Source organism: Bacteroidales bacterium (assembly GCA_018334875.1).
Classification (GTDB): Bacteria; Bacteroidota; Bacteroidia; order Bacteroidales; family UBA12077; genus JAGXLC01.
This window is the reverse complement of record JAGXLC010000425.1, coordinates 1-3503: the sequence shown is the minus strand read 5'-3', so window position 1 is coordinate 3503 and position 3503 is coordinate 1. Positions and strand designations below refer to the sequence as shown.

At 40.0% G+C, this 3503-nt stretch carries 3 protein-coding genes; all 3 read right to left on the bottom strand.

Going from position 1 to position 3503, the window contains the following annotated elements:
• The coding region (locus KGY70_19250; GenBank protein ID MBS3777339.1) for a hypothetical protein at positions 1–1671 on the bottom strand (1671 nt) is incomplete at its 3' end.
• A gap of 41 nt (positions 1672–1712) precedes the next feature.
• The gene (locus KGY70_19245; GenBank protein MBS3777338.1) at positions 1713–3236 is read right to left on the bottom strand and encodes a sulfatase; all 1524 of its coding nucleotides are present in this window, start codon (positions 3234–3236) and stop codon (positions 1713–1715) included.
• Positions 3237–3238: 2 nt separating this feature from the next.
• On the bottom strand, positions 3239–3503 hold a 265-nt coding region (locus KGY70_19240; protein MBS3777337.1), incomplete at its 5' end, for a hypothetical protein.

The following is a 3503-nucleotide window of genomic DNA, read 5'->3' as shown; positions in this document are numbered from 1 at the left end:
AAGTACAAGCGCGCGATAATGAAAAGCATTTACTACAGTATTAATGGGCCTGAATTCAAATCCGTCTGTTTCTCCCTTTACACCTCCAAAACCACCTGGTTGCGGCCAATCAACAATATCTCTAAACCTCGCCTGATCAGGTTCTCGCCCTCTCCATTCATTTTCATGCCAATGAACAGAATTAATAATTTCAGGTGTTACCAGTCCTGTTTTTGTGCTGATTAATCCATCTTCCCGAGCAAGTGAAGTAAGGGATTTTGCTTTTAAATCAGGATAAAAATGTTCTAATGATGATGGATCACCGGTTTCCATATAGTCGGCCCAGGCGGCTAAAACAACATGCAAGAGCCATTCAGTCCACTGACTTGAATATTTAATTTGAAATTCATGGGTATAACGAGCAAGAGAGAATCCTCTTTCCACACCGTAGTGGCTGAGCTGGGTGATATAAGAATCAGCTTCACGGGGAAATCTTTCTCTGTTCCCATCAACATAAATACCTAAGAAGCTTGTAGCTTTTATCGTATGCTTGCAAAGATCCCAAACATCGTTTAATACCTTATCTGATGACTTGAAATACGATGCGTCATCTTTGAACGGGTAGTGAACTGAAACCTGGTGAATCATATTCTTTTCCAGTAATTCACCCGGATAATCTGCAATTTCCAGATAACGAAACGGCATTACTTCCCCTATATATTCGGGCATTCGGATAATTCTGTCCTGCCTTGAATACTTATGAGGAGGAATAATAATGTCGTAAGTGTTCCACCCAGGCTTCAAGGGTACTTTTAAGGCCTCATAACGAATATTACCCCCTGGATTGGTGTTAATTCTGCCATCTTTAATTGCCTCCCCCAAATGTAAAGTCACTGTATCAGATTCATTTTCACCAAATAATTTAACACGCAACTGGCTGAACCTTGCTTTCCCAAAGTCAACAAAAGTGTGTGTATCCGATAGTGATTCTATAAGTTCAGGAGGAACATCCTGTTTCTCCAAAGGATATCGGGTCGTACCATAATAGTCATAACCGTAATAATCTGTTAACGTTGATGCTGTTTTAAACTGCCTGATTGCCGAAAAAGATGATTCTACACCGTGATTGTCCCATGTTTTTACTTTCCAGAAGTAAACAGAATCCGGATTCAAAGGCTTTCCGGAATAGCGTATGTTAATGGACTGTTCGCTTTCAATTTTACCAGAGTCCCACTTATCCCCAACATCATTTTTTATTTTCTCATAACTTGATGCAACAATAATCCGATAAGCTGTTTGAAGGGTATTCCTTTTTTCGGACTGTAGCTTCCATCCGAAGAGCGGTTGCTTCTGTTTAATTTCCGTAAACTTAAAATTCTCCCTGTAATTTACAGCTTGACTTAATTCAGCATTTGCAGGATATCCATCCCGAAATACACGATCGGGGTACAACAAAAAATTAATGGTAAGCCCGGTGGGCCTGGTGTTTTCATTTCCCTTACCTGTACTCGATATCAATGAAAATGCAAAACAAAACAACAGAAAAAACGCATATGCAAAGTGTTTATTCAGGTTTAACTTCTTGTCAAACAAAATATTTGCTGTATTGCTCGTTTTTATTTTACCAGAGCCTACTTTACAATGCGTATTTCTTTCGTCATCAGAACATATTTCGGCTTTTGACTTTTTCATTATTGGCCTTTTTGATTAGATTATTAACATTTCCTTTGATTCTATCGCTTGGGTGGTTGTGGTGTTTGATTATGATCTTTATAGGGAATATGACCCCTTTCCGGATCAACGTCAAATCCCCATTCGGCTATATAGCTTGATCCAGGTCGAAAATCATCCCCGATTTTTTTTAATAATGCCTGTAGCCGTTCATCAAGTTCTTTTTGTAGTTTTGTATATTCAGATTTACCAACCAGGTTATTCATTTGATAAGGATCTTTTGAATCGTCATACAAGAGCCAGGGGCCATCAAGACTACGCACATAAGTATATTGGTTCGTCTTGATGGCACGATATTCTTTTCTTAACTCTTCATGCCTGTTAAAAGGTGCAACTCCCATATATAATGCAGCATGATCTTTTTTATCTTTACCATCCTTTATGATTTTCGAAAAATCATCCCCCTCACAGGAATTGGGAATTTCTATTCCGGCAAGACCAAGTAATGTGGGGAAAATATCCGGGGTATTGATTGGCATGTTCACAGTGCGGCCCTCACTACCATGGACGGCAGGGAATCTTAACAAAAACGGTACATTGGCCGACTCGCTCCATGGTACCTGTTTCTCATGCGGACTTACACCTTGAGAACCAAGCATTTCTCCATGATCAGATGTAAAAACCAAAATTGTATTGTCTCTCAACCCTGATTCATCCAATGTGGTCAACAAATCGCCAAGACTCTTATCAATTGCTTCACAATGTGCATAATATCCTTGTGCTTCCTTTTTTGCTGTAGGTTGCAATTCCTCAGGAACATTCTCCGGTAATTGAATGGCTTTTGGTGGATAATTTTTCTGATACTTTTGGGGTGCTGTATGATGCGGAAAATGAGGAGGACCATAAGATACAAATAAAGCGAATGGCTCTTCGTCTTTTTTGTGATTGCGCAAAAATTGTTTTGCATCGTTTGTTTGTGCAAATACATCGTATCCCTCCCAAAACTTCATTTCCTCAGAAGTGTCTGCATAATAATGAGAATTATTGTAGTCATGCTCGCATTCAGCAGCCTTCCAGTAATCAAAACCCTGACGACGTTCCGGGGGGATATAATCTTTTCGCCCATGTCCGTCGAGATGCCATTTACCTATATAACCAGTTTTATAACCCCGGGCACTCAATACTTCTGCTATGCACAATTCTCTCTCCGGAAGATATGCATCGTTAAGAAACATTCCGGTAGATGTAGGGTATTTACCGGTCATCAGCGCTGCACGGTGGGGTGTGCTAACAGGACAAACCGATACAGCATTTCGGAAATTCAAGCTTTCTTTTGCCAGTTGGTCGAGATTTGGTGTCCTCACATTAGGGTCTCCTGCATAACCTAGCGCTGATGCCCTCCATTGATCTGCAATCAAATAAACTATATTAGGTCTTCCATGGCTCCTATTGCAACCAAAAAGCATAGGGGATAAGGTTATTGCAGCAGTTGCCGTGGCAAAATCTTTAATAAATTTTCTTCTGTTGATGTACCGACTATTTCTGGTTTCAGCTACAAGTGGAAAATCCATTGATTTCATTTTCATAATCATTCCCCTTTCCTAATTTCAAATGAATGCTCTCCCGGGCTGACATCTTCAATTAACACGTGATCCTCCTGTTCCTTAACTTTAACGTTTTCTCCGTCTTTAAAAAGACTGTATTCTCTGTACTTTTTGGGCAAACCGATATCCGATTGGGTATTGGCGGGAAGTTTTACATCCATAGAGAAAATATCCCCGCGATTCTGAAATTTTATCTCTATTGATCCCCTGATGGTAGGGTGTTTTATTTCTGCCTGCTCTAAGTCACCC